The sequence below is a fragment of the Streptomyces sp. P1-3 genome (genome assembly GCF_050613155.1).
In the GTDB taxonomy this organism is placed as follows: domain Bacteria; phylum Actinomycetota; class Actinomycetes; order Streptomycetales; family Streptomycetaceae; genus Streptomyces.
The window spans coordinates 2778175-2792242 of the sequence record NZ_CP192512.1 but is presented as its reverse complement, the minus strand read 5'-3'; the positions used below and the strand labels follow the sequence as shown (position 1 = coordinate 2792242).

12 protein-coding genes are annotated in these 14068 nt (G+C 70.5%); 4 read left to right on the top strand and 8 right to left on the bottom strand.

Going from position 1 to position 14068, the window contains the following annotated elements; all coding sequences use genetic code 11:
• Window positions 1-199: 199 nt before the first annotated feature.
• On the top strand, window positions 200-913 hold the full coding sequence (locus ACQUSR_RS11550; RefSeq protein WP_431042483.1) for a transglycosylase SLT domain-containing protein: 714 nt from the start codon (window positions 200-202) through the stop codon (window positions 911-913).
• Between the two features lie 174 nt (window positions 914-1087).
• A complete protein-coding gene (locus ACQUSR_RS11545; protein ID WP_431042482.1) occupies window positions 1088-2602 on the top strand; it encodes an AI-2E family transporter in 1515 nt (504 codons plus the stop codon).
• A 94-nt stretch (window positions 2603-2696) separates the two neighbouring features.
• On the opposite strand, the gene ACQUSR_RS11540 is transcribed toward ACQUSR_RS11545, so the two are convergent.
• Together ACQUSR_RS11540 and ACQUSR_RS11535 are read right to left on the bottom strand one after the other, a co-directional pair.
• Window positions 2697-3230: an alkyl hydroperoxide reductase gene (locus tag ACQUSR_RS11540; RefSeq protein WP_431042481.1), complete on the bottom strand. Its 534-nt coding sequence runs from the start codon at window positions 3228-3230 to the stop codon at window positions 2697-2699.
• Window positions 3231-3232: 2 nt separating this feature from the next.
• Entirely contained in the window at window positions 3233-3787 is a 555-nt protein-coding gene (locus ACQUSR_RS11535; protein WP_431042480.1) for a peroxiredoxin, read from the bottom strand.
• A 195-nt stretch (window positions 3788-3982) separates the two neighbouring features.
• Between ACQUSR_RS11535 and ACQUSR_RS11530 the strand changes: the two genes are divergently transcribed.
• Window positions 3983-4885: a hydrogen peroxide-inducible genes activator gene (locus ACQUSR_RS11530; RefSeq protein ID WP_431042479.1), complete on the top strand. Its 903-nt coding sequence runs from the start codon at window positions 3983-3985 to the stop codon at window positions 4883-4885.
• Window positions 4886-4945: 60 nt separating this feature from the next.
• Here the strand turns inward: ACQUSR_RS11530 and ACQUSR_RS11525 are convergent, their stop codons facing one another.
• The 5 genes from ACQUSR_RS11525 to ACQUSR_RS11505 all read right to left on the bottom strand — a co-directional run bounded on the left by ACQUSR_RS11525 (window position 4946) and on the right by ACQUSR_RS11505 (window position 9980).
• Window positions 4946-7405 carry an FtsX-like permease family protein gene (locus ACQUSR_RS11525; protein WP_431042478.1) on the bottom strand — a complete coding sequence of 820 codons (2460 nt, stop codon included), beginning with the start codon at window positions 7403-7405 and terminating at the stop codon, window positions 4946-4948.
• Window positions 7402-8088, bottom strand: a complete 687-nt coding sequence (locus tag ACQUSR_RS11520) for an ABC transporter ATP-binding protein (protein WP_431042477.1) — start codon at window positions 8086-8088, stop codon at window positions 7402-7404. The genes ACQUSR_RS11525 and ACQUSR_RS11520 overlap by 4 nt, the downstream gene beginning before the upstream one ends.
• Complete coding sequence (locus ACQUSR_RS11515) at window positions 8085-8609, bottom strand: PadR family transcriptional regulator (RefSeq protein ID WP_431042476.1); 525 nt, start codon at window positions 8607-8609, stop codon at window positions 8085-8087. Before ACQUSR_RS11515 ends, ACQUSR_RS11520 begins: the two co-directional genes overlap by 4 nt.
• A 128-nt stretch (window positions 8610-8737) precedes the next feature.
• Complete coding sequence (locus ACQUSR_RS11510) at window positions 8738-9055, bottom strand: hypothetical protein (protein ID WP_431042475.1); 318 nt, start codon at window positions 9053-9055, stop codon at window positions 8738-8740.
• 10 nt (window positions 9056-9065) lie between these two features.
• Window positions 9066-9980: an SPFH domain-containing protein gene (locus ACQUSR_RS11505; protein WP_431042474.1), complete on the bottom strand. Its 915-nt coding sequence runs from the start codon at window positions 9978-9980 to the stop codon at window positions 9066-9068.
• Between the two features lie 237 nt (window positions 9981-10217).
• Here ACQUSR_RS11505 and ACQUSR_RS11500 point away from each other — a divergent pair, with 237 nt between their 5' ends.
• Window positions 10218-12455 carry a transglycosylase domain-containing protein gene (locus ACQUSR_RS11500; RefSeq protein ID WP_431042473.1) on the top strand — a complete coding sequence of 746 codons (2238 nt, stop codon included), beginning with the start codon at window positions 10218-10220 and terminating at the stop codon, window positions 12453-12455.
• A gap of 52 nt (window positions 12456-12507) precedes the next feature.
• Here the strand turns inward: ACQUSR_RS11500 and ACQUSR_RS11495 are convergent, their stop codons facing one another.
• Window positions 12508-13971 carry a catalase gene (locus ACQUSR_RS11495; protein WP_431047514.1) on the bottom strand — a complete coding sequence of 488 codons (1464 nt, stop codon included), beginning with the start codon at window positions 13969-13971 and terminating at the stop codon, window positions 12508-12510.
• Window positions 13972-14068 lie beyond the last annotated feature (97 nt).

The window sequence follows — 14068 nt, the reverse complement described above, 5'->3', positions numbered from 1 at the left end:
CCAGAACTGAACAGAGTTCGCCGTATGCCGCCCGAGCACCATGCGGACCTCCCTTGGGGAGGGCCCACCGGGCCCGTGCTTTCTGTGACTGACCGCCCCCGACGCGTCATCAGGGGATCCGGAACAAGAGGAAGCCAGCGCCAGGGGCACGATTGCGTCCGCGAGGTCACCTAAGCGGGCGACGCTGGAAGGAAACCGTGTGAGCCGGATTTCGGTCCGGGGATTCGCAGTGGCTTCGGCCACCGCGGTCACCACTGTCGGCGCCGTTGTCGGTGTCGCCGCGGGCGGCGAGCAGGGCTCGTCCGACCCGGTCGAGGCGACTGCCGCCGACGCGTCACTCCTCGCGGAGATACCCACCGGGCAGCAGGCCCAGGTGCAGACAGCTTCCCTGACGCAGCAGGCGGACATCCAGTCCACCGCCGCCGACGCCGAGGCGCGGAAGGCCGCCGAGGAGTCCGCGCGCAAGCAGGCCGCGGAGGACGCCAAGGCGAAGAAGGAGGCCGCCGACAAGGAGGCCGCCGAGAAGCTCGCCGAGGAGCGCGCGAAGAAGAAGGAGGCAGAGCAGGCCGCGAGCCGCTCCGCCACTCGTGACGCCGACAGCTTCACGCCGCAGGCTTCGTACACCGTCGCCGAGGTCCAGGCCATGGCCCGCCAGATGGTGCCCGGCGACCAGTTCCAGTGCTTCAGTAACATAGTGAACCACGAGAGCACCTGGAACTACCGCGCCACCAACCCCTCTTCGGGGGCTTACGGCCTGGTGCAGGCGCTGCCCGGCTCCAAGATGGCATCCGCCGGAGCCGACTGGCAGACCAACCCGGCCACCCAGATCAAGTGGGGCCTGAACTACATGAACGAGCGCTACGGCAGCCCGTGCGGCGCCTGGTCGTTCTGGCAGGCCAACAACTGGTACTAAGGCCAACAACCGGTACCAGGCGACACGCCGGTACCGGCACCGTCGCGCGGAGCGTGACTCCGACCGTGGCGTTCCGACTTCGCGAAGCCCCCGACCTCATTCGGCCGGGGGCTTCGCGTGTCCTCCGGTAACGTTTCTTCGACGGCCGAGGGGGATGGGGGTAGGGGAAGACAAATGTCCAGATTGCCAGGGTTGGTCGGCAGGCTGGGGGGCGGTCTCACGCGGCTCGCCGAGCGCCTCGACAGGAAGGGCGACGCAACGGGCGGTGACGGCGGCCCGGAGTCCGGCCGGGCGGGACCGGAGGCTCCCGCGCCCGCGGTGGCCGACGGGACGACCGCGTCCGGCGCGGCGACCGCCACCGCCACCGTTCCCGCGACCGCCACCGCCGCCGACCCCGCGGCCACCACCGCGCCCGCGACCGCCGCCGGTCCGGCGACGGCTCCCGCGGACGCCCCGCCCGCCCGCCGCGTGCCCGCTCAGGTCCCCGTGCCGCCCGGCTACGCCCCGGCCGTCACCGCCAAGCCCGACCCGGTCTCCTCAGTGCCCTGGGGGATACGGGTCGCCGCCGAGGCCGGCTGGCGGCTGCTGGTGCTGGCGGGCACCGTCTACGTACTGATGCGCGTGATCAGCTCCGTCGAACTGGTCGTGCTCTCCTTCACCATCGCCCTGCTCATCACGGCGCTGCTGGAGCCCTCCGTCACCCGGCTGCGCCACCTCGGCGTACCGCGCGGCCTGGCCACCGCCATCGTCTTCGTCTCCGGCTTCGTCGTCATGGGCCTGGTCTGCTGGTTCGTGGTCTGGCAGGTCATGGAGAACCTCGACGACCTGTCCAAACAGGTCCAGGACGGCATCGACGAGCTGCGCCGCTGGCTGCTCAACAGCCCGTTCCATGTGACCGACAAGCAGATCAACGAGATCGCCAAGAACCTGCGCGAGGCGATCGGCGCCAACACCGAGGAGATCACCACCGCGGGCCTGGAGGGTGTCACCGTCATCGTCGAGGTGATGACCGGCATCCTGCTGGCGATGTTCAGCACGCTGTTCCTGCTGTACGACGGGCCGAAGATCTGGAACTGGGTGCTCAAGCTGGTCCCCGCCCCGGCCCGTGAGGGCGTCGCGGGCGCGGGCCCGCGCGCCTGGGCGACGCTGACCGCCTATGTGCGGGGCACGGTGATAGTGGCTCTCATCGACGCCATCTTCATCGGCGTCGGCATCTACTTCCTCGACGTGCCGATGGCGGTCCCGCTGGCCGTCTTCATCTTCCTGTTCGCCTTCATCCCGCTCGTCGGCGCCGTGATCTCCGGTGCGCTGGCGGTGGTCGTCGCGCTGGTCACCCAGGACGTCTTCACCGCGGCGATGGTGCTCATCGTGGTGCTCGCCGTCCAGCAGATCGAGGGCCACATCCTCCAGCCCTTCATCCTGGGCCGCGCGGTGAGCGTGCACCCGCTGGCGGTCGTCCTCTCCGTCGCGGCGGGCTCGCTGATCGGCGGCATCGGCGGCGCGGTGGTGGCCGTCCCGCTGGTCGCGGTCACCAACACGGTGGTCGGCTACCTGCGCGCGTACAACAAGGAGACGGCGATGCACGCGGTACCGGCGCAGCAGGGGGCACCGGCGGTGGAGGCCGCGCCGGAACCGTCCCCGCTGGAACCGTCCGCGCCGGCCCCGGCCCCGGAGGCCCCCCAGGGCTGACGGCGCGAGCCGCACAGGAACCGAAAGGGCCCCGCGAGGCGCAATGCCTCGCGGGGCCCTTGTCCGTACGGAGCGTACGGGGCGACTGCCGGGACTACTCGGCCAGGACGGCCTCGGCGTCCAGGGTCGCGCCGACCGCCTGCAGCACCGAGGCGATCTTGAACGCTTCCTGGATCGTCTCGCGGCTCACGTCGGCCTTGCGCAGCACCTGCTCGTGCGAGTCCAGGCACATGCCGCAGCCGTTGATCGCGGAGACCGCGAGCGACCACAGCTCGAAGTCGACCTTCTCCACGCCCGGGTTGCCGATGACGTTCATCCGCAGGCCCGCGCGCAGGTTGCCGTACTCCGGGTCCGACAGCAGGTGCCGGGTCCGGTAGTAGACGTTGTTCATCGCCATGATGGCGGCGGCGGCCTTGGCCGCGGTGTACGCCTCGGGCTTCAGGTTGGCCTTGGCCTCGGGCTCCAGCTCGCGCAGCACGCGCGGCGAGCGGGTGGCGATGGCGCAGGCCAGCACCGTGCCCCACAGCTGCTGCTGCGGGAGTTCGGAGTTGCCGATCACCGAACCGAGGTTCAGCTTGAGGTCCTTGGCGTAGTCCGGCAGCGCGGACTTCAGCTCATCGAGAGCCATGCTCACTCACCGGCCAGCAGCTTGACCGGGTCGAGGGTGTCCTCACCCTTGCTCCAGTTGCACGGGCACAGCTCGTCGGTCTGCAGGGCGTCGAGGACCCGCAGGACCTCCTTGGGGTTACGGCCCACGGAACCGGCGGTCACCATGGAGAACTGGATCTCGTTGTTCGGGTCCACGATGAACACGGCGCGCTGCGCGTAGCCGTCCTCGCCCTGGACGCCGCAGGCCTGCATCAGCTCGTGCTTGGCGTCGGCCAGCATCGGGAAGGGCAGGTCACGCAGGTCGGCGTGGTCCTTGCGCCAGGCGTGGTGGACGAACTCCGAGTCGCCGGAGACGCCGAGGATCTGGGCGTCACGGTCGGCGAACTCGTCGTTCAGCTTGCCGAAGGCGGCGATCTCGGTGGGGCACACGAAGGTGAAGTCCTTCGGCCAGAAGAAGACCACGCGCCACTTGCCCTCGTAGGTCTTCTGGTCGATCTGCGCGAACGCGTTGTCCGCGTCGAGGCTGACGCAGGCGGTCAGGTCGTACTCGGGGAACTTGTCACCGACAGTGAGCACGCGGTCTCCTAGCAGCGTAGAAAGTCCCTCGTTGCGGACTTTCCTGTGGGTTGGACGTCGACCACACTGCCACAGGAGGCATTGATCAGTGAAATAGCTAGACTTGGTGATGTTGATCGGAGGTGGTTATCAGTGGTTCAGAATCATGGGGCTGGGGGAGCCGCGGGAAAGCCGCGGACGCCCAGCCTGTCCCAGTTGCGGGCGTTCGTCGCCGTCGCCGAGCATCTGCACTTCCGGGATGCCGCCGCCGCCATCGGCATGAGCCAGCCCGCGCTCTCCGGAGCCGTCTCCGCCCTGGAGGACGCGCTCGGGGTGCAGCTACTGGAGCGTACGACGCGCAAGGTACTGCTCAGTGCGGCGGGGGAGCGACTGGCGGCCCGGGCCCGGGCGGTCCTGGAGGCCGTCGGCGACTTCATGGAGCAGGCCGAGGCGGCGCGGGCCCCCTTCACGGGTGTGCTGCGGCTCGGCGTCATCCCCACCGTCGCCCCGTATCTGCTGCCCACCGTGCTGCGGCTGGTGCACGACAGCTATCCCGACCTCGATCTCCAGGTGCACGAGGAGCAGACCTCATCGCTGCTGGACGGCCTCGCCCAGGGGCGGCTGGACCTGCTGCTCCTCGCGGTGCCACTGGGCGCGCCCGGCGTGACCGAACTCCCCCTCTTCGACGAGGACTTCGTCCTGGTCATGCCCAAGGGCCACTGGCTGGGCGGGCGCGGCGACATACCGCGTGACGCGCTGAAGACGCTGGACCTGCTGCTGCTGGACGAGGGGCACTGCCTGCGCGATCAGGCGCTGGACATCTGCCGCGAGGTGGGCCGTACGGAGGGTGCCCGCGGGACCACCAGCGCGGCCGGGCTGTCCACCCTGGTGCAGCTGGTCGCCGGCGGACTCGGGGTGACGCTGCTGCCGCGTACGGCGGTGCCGGTCGAGACGGGCCGCAGCGCGGAGCTGACCACGGGGTACTTCAGCCATCCGGCGCCGTCGCGGCGGATCGGCCTGGCGATGCGGACGGGGGCGGCACGGGCGGAGGAGTTCGGGGCGTTCGCGACCGCGCTGCGCGGGGCGTTGAAACCGCTGCCGGTTCGCTTCGCGTGCTAGCCCTGTCCGGTGCTCTTCCCCGGCCCTGCCCCCAGGAAAGGGGCGGGGCCGGGGAGTGACTCACTCCGTGCGGAGGCCGTCCGGGCGCATCATGCGCCACAGCGGCGGCAGGCTCACCAGGGTCACCAGCGCGATGACCCCCGCGCCGAACCCCGTCATCGTGGCCAGGCTCGACCAGTCCACGGCCACCGGCCTGTCGACCATCTTCAGCAGGATGGCGCCGAGTGCGAGCCCGCCCGCCACCGAGACCGCCAGGCCGATGACGACCGGCACCGCCGTCTGCCAGAGCACGGACCAGCTGAGCGTGGAGCGCCGCGTACCGAAGGCCACCAGGACGGACAGCAGGCGCTTGCGCTCACGCAGTTGCTCAAGGGTGGACACGATCATGCTGGCACCGATCAGGAGCAGCGTCGCCGTCGCGCCGATGAACAGACCGTTGCGGATCATGGAGAACTCGCGCTTCTCCGTGGTGCCGACGATCGAGTACCCGTCCAGCTTCCCGTCCACAGCGGCATCGGTGTTGCGCGCGTACTCGACCGCGTCCTTGGTGTCCGGGTCGAGCTCCAGCATCGCGGTCACGTACGGGTCGTCGAGCTCGGAGACCTTGAGGGCGCCCGGCGTGGCCAGGATGCCGTTGCGCATCAGGCCCGCCGGGTCGAGCTTGAAGCCCACCACACGGGCGGATTCGGGGATGGTCCACAGCTTCCGCTTGCCGCTCGGGGGCCCGTCGCCGTCCTCGCTGAGGAGGTTGACCCGGGCGCCGGGGACGGCGAAGGACCGCTCGTCCTCCGGGGCGTCGGACTCGTCGGTGAGGAAGACGTCGCCGTCCTTGCAGTCGCGCACCTGGGCGATCTCGCGCAGCGTGGGGCAGTCGCCGACCGTGAGGTTCTCGCTCGGGACGTCGTAGGCGACCTTCGCCTTGCTGGTGGGGTCGGAGACGTACGCCTCGACGACGCCGATGACGTCGCGGACCCCCTTGGTGGCGCGGAACCTCTCGATCACCTGCTGAGCGCGTTCGGCGTCGTGCACGGTGGTGACGGACTGGAACTGGGCGCGGGCCGGGTTCTGCCCGGTCTCCTCGGTGTTCTCGGCCTGCACGCTGGAGAACAGCATCTGCAGCGCGATGGCTCCCGCGACGGCCACGGTGATGCCGCTGACCGCCCGCGCGGCCGTGCCGCTGCTCAGCTGGAGGCGCCGGGTGGCGAGCTGCCAGGGGACCGGCCCGCCGCGGAAGCGCTCGACGGCCGCCTCGACCAGCCAGGGCAGCAGTGCGGTGGTGCCGACGAGCAGCAGCACGGCACCCGCGGCGACCTGGTAGTTCTCCATGTCGGTACTCGCGCCGAAGCCGCCTCCGGTCATCGGCAGCAGCAGCGCCAGGCCGCCGATCGGCAGGGCCAGCCGCCACCACAGCCGGCGCCTTCGGGGGCGGGCGCGCCGTACGACTCCGAGCGGTTCGATGACGACGCCGCGCATCGCGAACAGGGTGATGACCACGGCGGTGGTCGGGACGGCCAGTGCGATCAGCGCGGCGAGCGGCCCCGACGGCGTGACATCGGAGGGGAAGACGCTGACGTCCCACAGCGAGACCCCGCCGACGAGCTGCCGTACGCCGAGGAAGAGGGCGCCGCCGACCGCGAGGCCGAGCAGCGCGCCGAACAGCGCCTCACCGGCGGCGATCCGGCGCGTCATGTGGCCGTCGGCGCCCACCAGGCGCAGCGCGGCGAGCCGCCGGTCCCGGCGTTCGCCGCCGAAGCGCACGGCGGTGGCGATGAAGATGGCCACCGGCAGCAGCAGCACCACGCAGCCGATGACGATGAGGAGGACCAGGCCCGGGTCGAGCGCCTTGGAGCTGAGGTCCATGCCCCAGTGGTCGATCCGGCTCCCGGCGCCGGGTTCCCCGCCGGGCTGGCCGCCCGCGTAGAACCACAGCTCCTGCGGGCCGATGAGGCCCTCGTCGCCGATGGTCCCGACCACCCGGTCCTTGAACCGCTCCCGCAGCAGGCGTCCGCCATCGGAGTCGAGCAGTTCCTTGAGGGCCGGTGAGACCACCATCTCACCGGGGCGCGGCAGGGCGGACAGGCCCGGCGGAGCGGGGGCCTCGTCGCCCTCGGGCCATATCCGCATGCCCGATATCTCGGTGCCGTGGAAGGACGTGCTGGCATTTTCGATCAACAAAGTGCTGGTGCCGCGCTTGACGTCCCCCGGAGGGAAGGCGGCGCGACCGTCGCCGCGGGAGTCGCGCGCGGAGATGATGTTCGGCACGGACGTCGCGACCAGCAGCAGGGCGACACCCAGCCCGACGCCGACCGCGGTCAGGATCGTCCTGGCCCAGCCCTCCCGGCCGCCGGTCACCGCGAACCGGGCGCCCATGGCGAGGTCGGCGGCCCAGCGGGTGGCGCCTATCCGGCCGTCCCGGCCGTCGGACCGGGTGGGCGTGGCCACCGGGCCGCGGCCGGCCTCGGCGGCGGTCGCCGGGGCGCGGTCGGTGCCGGTCGCCGAGGTGTGGTCGGTGCTTGTCATCCGACGCCCGCCATGTCCCGCGCCTTGCCGTCCCGTACGACGACCTCGCGGTCGGAGTAGGCGGCCACGCGCGCTTCGTGGGTGACGAGGACGACGGCGGCCTGCGTGTCGCGGGCCGCGTCGGTGAGCAGCTGCATCACCCGCTCGCCGTTGAGGGAGTCCAGTGCCCCGGTGGGCTCGTCGGCGAACAGCACCCGCGGGCCGGTGACCAGCGAGCGGGCGACGGCGACCCGCTGCCCCTGGCCGCCGGAGACCTCGCCGGGCCGCTTGTCCGCGATGTCCTCGACCTCCAGGCGCTCCAGCCACGCGGCCGCGCGCGCCTCGGCCTGCTTGCGCTTGACGCCGGCCAGCCGCAGCGGCAGGGCGACGTTCTCCCGGCAGGTCAGTTCGGGCACGAGCTGACCGAACTGGAAGACGAAGCCGAACTCGCCGCGGCGCAGCGCGCTGCGCTCGGCGTCGGACATGGTCGACAGCTCGCGGCCGCCGTAGCGGACGCTGCCCGCGTCCGGCCGGACGATCCCCGCCAGGCAGTGCAGCAGCGTGGACTTGCCGGAGCCGGAGGGGCCCATGACGGCGACGACCTCGCCGGCGTGGATGGAGAAGTCCGCGCCGTCGAGTGCGGGGGTGGGGCCGTAGGACTTGCGCAGGCCCGTGGCGATCAGGAGGGAGCCGTCGGGGGTCATGCGCGCACTTCCTTCGCGAGCTGGCCGAGTCGGGCCGCGGTCAGCTCCAGCCAACGCAGGTCCGCCTCCAGGTGGAACAGCGCGTGGTCGCATATGAGCTGGTCGGCGAGGTCGCCGGACCGCTTGCGCTGGGTGAGGTCGCGCATCAGCCGCAGATGCGTGGCGCGCTGTACGTCGAGCAGGTCGGCGGCGTCGCGGCCGGTGAGCAGCGCCAGTACGACCTTGGTGTAGAGGGTCGACTGGAGGTAGGGCTCAGGGCGCTCGGGTTGCATGAGCCACCGTTCGACATCCGTGATCCCGGCGTCGGTGATGGCGTAGCGCTTGCGCTCGGGACCACCGCCGTGCTCGATGCCGTCGACCTCGACGAGGCCGTTCTTCAGCAGCCGGGACATCGTCGAGTAGACCTGGCCGTAGTGGAGGGGACGGTCGTGTCCGAAGCGCTCGTCGAACGCCCGCTTGAGGTCGTATCCGTGTCGCGGGCCCGCTTCGAGAAGCCCGAGCAGGGTGTGGCCTATTGACATGCCGGGGACTCTACACGACGCGTATACGTCATGTGTATAGACGGAGAGAATAGATCATTTATGCAGGTCAGGGTGGATGGGACGGGTGAAGGCCCTCCCGTCGGGATGGCGGGAGGGCCAGGCTCTCCTCAGTCGGCGGGCCCGGCGGAGGGCAGCTCGGTCGAGGACTGCTCGGCGGCGGACTGCCCGGTCGGGGGCTGCTCGGTGGAGCGCTCGTCGTCCGCCGGAGCGCGCGGCGGCCGCCCCCGGCGCGGCATCGGGCCCGCGTTCCCCGGCAGCCGGCCCGCCTCCGCGAGCGCCCTGCGTAACAGGAACTCGATCTGCGCGTTGGCGCTGCGCAGCTCGTCGTCCGCCCAGCGCGCGAGTGCGTCGTGTACGGCGGGGTCGAGGCGCAGCAGCACCTGCTTGCGCTGCCGCTGCCGGGCCCGGGGGCGCTCGTCCGTCATGGGCTGTCCGTCACTGGTAGAGGGTGCCCGTGTTGATGACCGGCTGCGGAGCCCGGTCGCCGCACAGCACCACCATCAGATTGCTGACCATGGCCGCCTTACGCTCCTCGTCCAGCTCGACGATCTCGTCTTCGGCGATCCGGGCGAGCGCCTGCTCGACCATGCCGACCGCGCCCTCAACGATCTGCCGGCGGGCCGCGACGACGGCGCCCGCCTGCTGCCGCTGGAGCATCGCCGAGGCGATCTCCGGAGCGTACGCGAGGTGGGTGAAGCGCGACTCGACGATGCGTACACCGGTGGCGGCGACCCGCTCCTGGAGCTCGGCGACGAGCTTGACGGTGATCTCGTCGGCGTCGCCGCGCAGCGACAGCCCGTCCTCCTCGTGGGCGTCGTACGGGTACGCGATGGCGATGTGCCGGACGGCCGCCTCGGTCTGGGTGCCGACGAACTCCACGAAGTCGTCCACCGCGAACATCGCCTTGGCGGTGTCGTCCACCTCCCACACCACCACGGCGGCCAGCTCGACCGGGTTGCCGTAGGCGTCGTTGACCTTCAGGACCTCGGTCTCGTGGGTGCGGACCCGCAGCGATATGTCCGCGCGGCTGGTGAACGGGTTGACCCAGCGCAGGCCCTCGGTGCGGAGGGTGCCGCGGTAGCGGCCGAAGAGCTGGACGACCTTGGCCTCGCCGGGCGCGAGGGTGTTCAGCCCGCACAGCAGGGTGAAGGAGGCCAGGATCGCCGCCACCCCGCCGGTGATGAGTGCCGCGTCCACCGTTCCGGCGAGGGAGGTGGCCGCGGCCAGGACGATGGCCAGGATGCCGGCGGCCAGGCCGAGCAGGCCGGCCAGCAGGGCCAGGCCACCGCTCGCGCTGGCCGCGGGCCGCTCCCGCAGTGGCGATTCCTGTGAGGCGTCGATGTCGGGCATGGGGTCCCCCCGTTTGGTCGGTGCGCTGAACCAGCAAATGGTCGGTGCGCTGGACTAGCAAAGTGATATCACTTTAACGCCTCGCACAACCTCGCGCGGCCCTCGCTCGTCAGTTCCCATGGCGCGGGTGTGGATTGTCACGTCCGGAAAAGCCTTGATCCATGGGCATTTGCCAGGAGTTGCGGGTTAGCTTCATGAGCTGGCTTGGGGGATGACGAGACTGGAGCGACAGGAGCGATGGGCCGAGCGGACGAGCGGCGGGCGCGGAAGAAGAGCGCACGCGGCGCCAAGAGAGCGGCGAAGAGCAAGAAGACCGGCATACGCCGGTTCTTCACCTGGAAGATGCTGCTCGCCTACTTCCTGTCGCTGTGCGCCCTCGTCGTCGGCGCCTTCATCGCGCTGTACCTGATCGTGGAAGTGCCCAACCCCAACAAGCAGGCCGAGGCGCAGAGCAACATCTACACCTACAGCGACGGCACCACCGTCCTGGCCCGTACCGGTGACGTCAACCGCGAGAACGTGCCGCTGTCGAGGATCCCCAAGGCCGTCCAGCACACGTTCGTCGCGGCCGAGAACAAGGACTTCTACACCGACTCAGGCGTCTCGGTCTCCGGCACCGCCCGCGGCATCCTCAACACCCTGCTCGGCAAGGGCAAGCAGGGCGGCTCCACCATCACCCAGCAGTACGTCAAGAACTACTACCTCAGCCAGGAGCAGACGGTCTCCCGGAAGCTGAGGGAGCTGGTGATCTCGCTCAAGGTGGACAAGAAGATGTCCAAGAACGAGATCCTCGAGGGGTATGTCAACACCAGCTACTACGGCCGCGGCGCGTTCGGCATCCAGGCCGCGGCCCGCGCGTACTACGGCGTCGACGTCGAGAAGCTGAGCGTCGAGCAGGGCGCCTACCTCGCGGCGCTGCTCCAGGCCCCCAGCAGCTACGACTGGCAGAACGCGGGTCCCAACGGCAAGCGGCTGGTCAAGGCGCGCTGGAACTACGTGCTGGACAACATGGTCGAGAAGGAATGGCTGAGCGCGGACGAGCGCAAGGACATGGACTTCCCCGTGCCGGACAAGCCCCGCGCGACCCCCGGCGTGGCGGGCCAGGCCGGCTATCTGGTCGAGGCCGCCAAGAAGGAGCTGATCAGCTCCGGTGCCATCTCCGAGCGGGAGCTGGAGGCGGGCGGCTGGACCATCAAGCTCAACATCGACAAGGACCGGCAGAAGGCCCTGGAGAAGGCGGTCAAGCAGCAGCTGACCGACGACCTGGACCCCAAGGCCCGCAAGGTGGACCGGCACGCCCAGGCGGGCGCCGCCTCCGTGGACCCCGAGACCGGCGCGGTCGTCGCGATGTACGGCGGCGCGGGCTGGCCCCAGCACTACACGAACAACGCCACCCGCGAGGACTACCAGCCCGCCTCCACCTTCAAGCCGCTGATCCTGGCGGCCGCCCTGCAGAACGAGTCCCTCACGCAGGACGGCGCCTCGATCCGGGCGGACAGCGTCTACGACGGCACCAGCCGGCGCAAGGTGGTCGGCAGCACCGTCGCCTTCGCCCCGCCGAACGAGGACAACGAGGACTTCGGCCAGGTCACCGTCCAGAAGGCGATGAACCACTCGGTCAACTCCGTCTTCGCGCAGATGGCCGTCGACGTCGGCCTGGACAAGGTCAAGAAGACCGCCGTCGACCTGGGCATGAACGCGGACGCGGGCGGCTTCGGCGAGACCCCCTCGATGTCGCTGGGCGTCATGGGCGCCAGCCCGCTGGACATGGCCGGGGTGTACGCCACCCTCGACAACCACGGCAAGAAGGTCACCCCCCAGCTGGTGAAGTCGGCACAGAAGGGCGACAACGAGCGCGCCGACCTGCCGGACCCGATCGGCGAGGAGGTCATCAGCCGGGAGGCGGCCGACTCGGTCACCTCCGTGCTGACCGGCGTGGTCGACGACGGCACCGGCTACGCGGTGCGCCGGACCGGCCAGGACGTCGCGGGCAAGACCGGTACCTCCGACGACAACAAGTCCGCCTGGTTCGTGGGCTACACCCCGGACCTGGTCACCGCGGTCGGCCTGTTCGGTGAGGGGGAGAAGGGCAAGCAGGTCACGCTGCGCGGCACCGGCGGCGGGGACCGCGTCAACGGCGGCGAGTACCCGGCCGAGATATGGGCCGCGTACATGAACGACGCGCTGAGCGGTGACGCGGCGGCGAAGTTCGACCTGGAGACGGACATGGGCGCGGCGGTCGCCCCGCCGCCGAAGCCCACCCCGACCCGTACCCGGGAGTCGGAGTCGCCGACCCCGAGCCCGACCCGGACCAGCCAGTCGCCGAGCCCGACCCCGACGCCGACCGGTAGTCCGTCGCCGAGCCCGACGCCGACCCCGACGGGAAGCCCGTCGCCGACCCCGACGCCGACGCGGCCCACGAGCCCGACGCCGCCGGACCCGGACGACGGCCTGCCGGACCGCTTCCGCGAGTAGCGGACAGGATGGGGGGCGCCGCGGGCGGCCCCCACCCTGCCGGGCGGCCCGCTCAGCCGCCGTTGACCGTGCCCGCGATGCGGTCGCCGATCTCCTTGTCGATGTTGCGCCAGTACTGGATCGCGCGGTCCAGGACCGCCCGGCTCACGCCCTGGAGCAGATGGCCGGAGACGTTGTTCACCAGCCGGGTCCGGGCGGCGTCGTCCAGCACCTGGCGGACCATCGTGCCCGGCTGGCCCCAGTCGTCGTCCTCGCGGTGCAGCTTGTACGCCTCGCGCACCATCTCGCCGGCCGCCTGCCAGCCCGCCGGGTCGCCGAAGCGGGCGGTGTCGGCCGCGGGGCCGCCGTGGGAGTTCGGGGCGTACACCGCGCCGGTGCGGGCCGGCTCGTAGCGCATCGGGCCGTCCTTGGCGTACGAACGCACCGGGGAGTGCGGGCGGTTCGGCGGCAGCTGCGCGTAGTTGGGGCCGATCCGGTACCGGTGGGTGTCGGGGTACGAGAACAGCCGGCCGAGCAGCATCTTGTCGGGGGACGGGCCGATGCCCGGCACCAGGTTGGACGGCTCGAACGCGGCCTGCTCGATGTGGACGAAGAAGTCCTCCGGGTTCCTGTCCAGCGTCATCCGCCCGACCTCGATCAGCGGGTGGTCGCCGTGCGGCCACACCTTGGTCAGGTCGAAGGGGTTGAAGCGGTAGTCCGGGGCGTCCTCGAACGGCATGACCTGCACGTACATCGTCCACGAGGGGGCGTTGCCGGAGGCGATGGCCTCGTGCAGGTCGCGCCGGTGCCGGTCGGCGTCCTCGCCCGCCAGCCGGTCCGCCTCCTCCTGGGTGAGGAAGTCGATGCCCTGGTCGGTCTTGACGTGGTACTTGATCCAGAACCGCTCGCCGCCGCCGTTGACCCACATGTACGTGTGCGAGCCGTAGCCGTTCATGTTGCGCCAGGTCTTCGGGATGCCCCGGTCGCCCATCAGCCAGGTGACCATGTGCGCGGACTCCGGCGACAGGGTCCAGAAGTCCCACTGCATGTCGTTGTTGCGCAGCCCGGTGGCCGGGTGGCGCTTCTGCGAGCGGATGAAGTCCTGGAACTTCTGCGGGTCGCGAACGAAGAAGATCGGGGTGTTGTTGCCGACCAGGTCGTAGTTGCCGTGGTCGGTGTAGAACTTCAGCGCGAAGCCGCGCGGGTCTCGCCAGGTGTCCGGACTGCCCTGCTCGCCCGCCACGGTGGAGAAGCGGGCCAGCATCTCGGTGCGCCTGCCGGGCTGGAAGAGGTCGGCCTTGGTGAACTGGCTGACGTCGTTGGTCACCTCGAAGAAGCCGTACGCGCCACCGCCCTTGGCGTGCACCACCCGCTCGGGCACCCGTTCCCGGTTGAACTGGGCCATCTTCTCGATGAGGTAGTGGTCCTGGAGCAGGATGGGGCCGTTGGGGCCGATGGTCAGCGAGTGCTCGTCACTCTCCACCGGGACTCCGGCGTTGTTGGTGGTGTAGGGGATGTCCTGAACGGAGTCGGCCATGGCGAGCGCCTCCCAGGCGGCGGGGATGGAGTCCGTTTTGTCCATCATTGAGTGAACTCTGCCCCTGGCTGCTCGGCAACCTCAACCGGTGCCCCCA